Annotated in this window: 4 protein-coding genes and 2 pseudogenes; 3 read left to right on the top strand and 3 right to left on the bottom strand. The window is 31.7% G+C overall.

All coding sequences use genetic code 11. From position 1 onward, the window contains the following. Window positions 1-125, top strand: a pseudogene (locus tag RMN92_RS06570) (IS1595 family transposase); the annotation flags it as partial. Then, window positions 122-475 (top strand): ATP-binding protein, encoded by a 354-nt coding sequence (locus tag RMN92_RS06565; protein ID WP_309608666.1) that lies wholly within the window; start codon window positions 122-124, stop codon window positions 473-475. The pseudogene RMN92_RS06570 and the gene RMN92_RS06565, both read left to right, overlap by 4 nt. Before the next feature lie 104 nt (window positions 476-579). Here RMN92_RS06565 and RMN92_RS06560 read toward each other — a convergent pair whose 3' ends face one another. Further along, the gene (locus RMN92_RS06560) at window positions 580-1197 is read right to left on the bottom strand and encodes a hypothetical protein (RefSeq protein ID WP_309608665.1); all 618 of its coding nucleotides are present in this window, start codon (window positions 1195-1197) and stop codon (window positions 580-582) included. A gap of 193 nt (window positions 1198-1390) precedes the next feature. Continuing rightward, window positions 1391-1708 carry a thioredoxin gene (gene trxA, locus RMN92_RS06555; RefSeq protein ID WP_309608664.1) on the bottom strand — a complete coding sequence of 106 codons (318 nt, stop codon included), beginning with the start codon at window positions 1706-1708 and terminating at the stop codon, window positions 1391-1393. A 357-nt stretch (window positions 1709-2065) separates the two neighbouring features. Here trxA and RMN92_RS06550 point away from each other — a divergent pair, with 357 nt between their 5' ends. Further along, entirely contained in the window at window positions 2066-2254 is a 189-nt protein-coding gene (locus RMN92_RS06550) for a PID-CTERM protein-sorting domain-containing protein (RefSeq protein WP_309608663.1), read from the top strand. 42 nt (window positions 2255-2296) lie between these two features. Here the strand turns inward: RMN92_RS06550 and RMN92_RS06545 are convergent. Next, a pseudogene (locus RMN92_RS06545) lies at window positions 2297-2701 on the bottom strand (biotin synthase); the annotation flags it as partial.

Genomic DNA, 2701 nt, shown 5'->3' with positions numbered 1-2701 from the left:
ATTTAGATGAGTTTAGTTACCGAATTAACAGGTCAATTTATAAGGAAAATATTTTTGACCTATTAATAAACAGAATGATGAATACTCAAAAGGTTTTATATCAAGAGATTATAATAAGTAAATAAATGAACACCTCAATATATTTTTAATTACTGATGAAAATTTCCTGAAAACTATTGTTAGAAATTTAACTGCAAATGCATTAAAAGTAACACAACAAATTGAAAATCCTAGTGTAATTTGGAAGGCTTGGCAGAAAGAAAATAATACTTATTTATCCATTTCAGATAATGGAAATGGAAATGAACAAGAAAAGTTTAGTGCTTTGTATGACGACAAGAAGGTTATTGGCATAAAATCTGGTTTGGGTTTTCATTTAATTCGAGATTTGGCAAAAGCTATAAATTGCAATATTTCAGTAGACAGCAAAGTGAATATTGGAAGTACTTTTACTTTAAAATTTTCAGAATCTTAAACTGGTTCAGAATAATAAAAAAGGTTTGACTTTCGCCAAACCTTTTCATCTAAATAACTCGAAAACTAAAAACAGTTTTTTGATGAGTTTTTTAGCATATTATATTATTTCTGAAATTTAAAACTACAATCTCCTGCGTAGTAAGTATTTTGCGGCGCATTAGGGATTGTTTGCGTTGTTCCGCCTACAAAAGAATAAGAAGTGATTTTAATATCTCCTACAGTAAACGGGTAAGTAACAATAGAACCATCCGTTTTTCTACGATCATACCAATCGTTACTGTTAAAGGTTAGAAAATATTCTTTGTCTTTGACTAGATCCAACGCAGTTATTTGTTTTGTTACCTCGACACCAGCAGTTGCGATATCAATAGTTTCGGTTCTAAGAACCGTTCCCGCAACTTTATCCCAAACGGTAACTCTCATTCCCAAACGAACATCTGGAATTTTAGCCACAATTGCGGTCATTTTTCCGTTTACTAATGGGATAAATGAATACCCAAACTCATAATCGCTAATATTGACTTGATTGGTTGTTTTTTGGCTAAACCCTGTAGCGGTCAAGTATCCTGCTAGTGGATCTTGAAGTGGCGCGAGAACTGGCTCTACCGGTGTTGGAACTGGATCATCATCCTTGCTACAATTGGTTACAGACAATGATAGCGATAACAATAATGCTAACTTTAAAAGAAATTTTCCTGTTTTTAAAAAATTTGTTTTCATTTTTTCAATATTTAGATTAATAATTATTTATAATACAAATGTTGATATAATGATTGAGCTGTGTAAGAGTGCTTTTCCTGTTTTTAAAAGGGTGTTTTTCCTGTTTTTTACAATTTGTTTTGAATTTGATAAATTATTTAAATAAAAAAAGTCCAACCGAAGGTCAGACTTTTAAAATTTTATATTGGGTTTGTTACAAAAGTGCGTTCAAACTATCTGCATAAGTTTGCTTTGGGGCAACACCAACTTGACGCCCAACTACTTCTCCATTTTGAAAAACCAATACTGTTGGTATATTTCTAACGCCATATTTTGCCGCAAATTCCTGATTGGCATCCACATCGACTTTTCCAACTACAGCTTTTCCTTGATATTCGGTTGCTATTTCTTCAATAACTGGTCCAACCATTCTACAAGGTCCACACCAAGCCGCCCAAAAATCGACTAATACTGGTTGTTTTGATTTTAAAACTACTTCATCAAAAGTAGCATCTGTTATTGTTAAGGCCATTTTACTATATTTTATAAATTGTTTAACAAAAGTAGTGCAAAATTTTCAATTAATTGATTGCTAAAAATCAGTTTTAACTATAATTGCATTGAGATTTTTTATTAATAATATTGATGATTTTTCAATTCCTTTTAACAATTATTAATTTTGAAAAAAGTGACTTACATTCATTGAACATTATTAAATTGTTGATTTAAAATATTTTATTTGATTTTTATAGAATTAAATTGGTTGATTCAATAATTTGCCTTAATATTGCTTTATAATTTATTTTAAAGATTTTCTCGAAAAATATTTCAGCAAAACCTTTTTCATATAGAGTGCCCTATGAATTTTATTTACCAAAAAAATATCAACTTGGCTTTTTTTGTAATGTTAGTCACATTTTCAACTCACGCCGCAGCACCTGGAGGAGGTCCGCCTCCACCAACTCCACCTACGCCTGTAGGTTTGCCAATTGACGGAAGTATAATGATATTATTTTTTGTAGCCGTAATATATGCGGTTTATTCCCTGAAAAAATCACAGATTAATATAAAACAATAAAGCTTACCAAAACGGTAAGCTTTATTGTTTTAAAACCTCTATCTACATCTTTGCTTTTTCAGAAGTTTCAAGATTTCTTTCAATAGTATGGCTTGGTCGTGTCCATTTTGGCTTTTCGCCCAAAGATTCAAATTTGGAATCTATAGCTTCAACTGTATTTGGTTGCGAAACCTTTACAAATGGTTTTTGAGCAATAAGCCCTAGCATTTCAAACATTTTCATGTCTTCATTCACATCTGGATTTGGAGTTGTAAGTAATTTATCTCCAGCAAAAATAGAATTTGCACCAGCAAAAAAGCACATAGCTTGACCTTCTCTAGTCATATTCATTCTTCCAGCCGAAAGTCTTACCTGTGTTTCTGGCATGATAATACGGGTTGTAGCAACCATACGTATCATCTCCCATATTTCTACTGGTTTTTCTTCTTCCATCGGAGTTCCTTCTAC

The organism is Flavobacterium sp. (assembly GCF_031363805.1).
Taxonomy (GTDB): domain Bacteria; phylum Bacteroidota; class Bacteroidia; order Flavobacteriales; family Flavobacteriaceae; genus Flavobacterium.
This window is presented reverse-complemented; position numbering and strand designations above follow the sequence as displayed.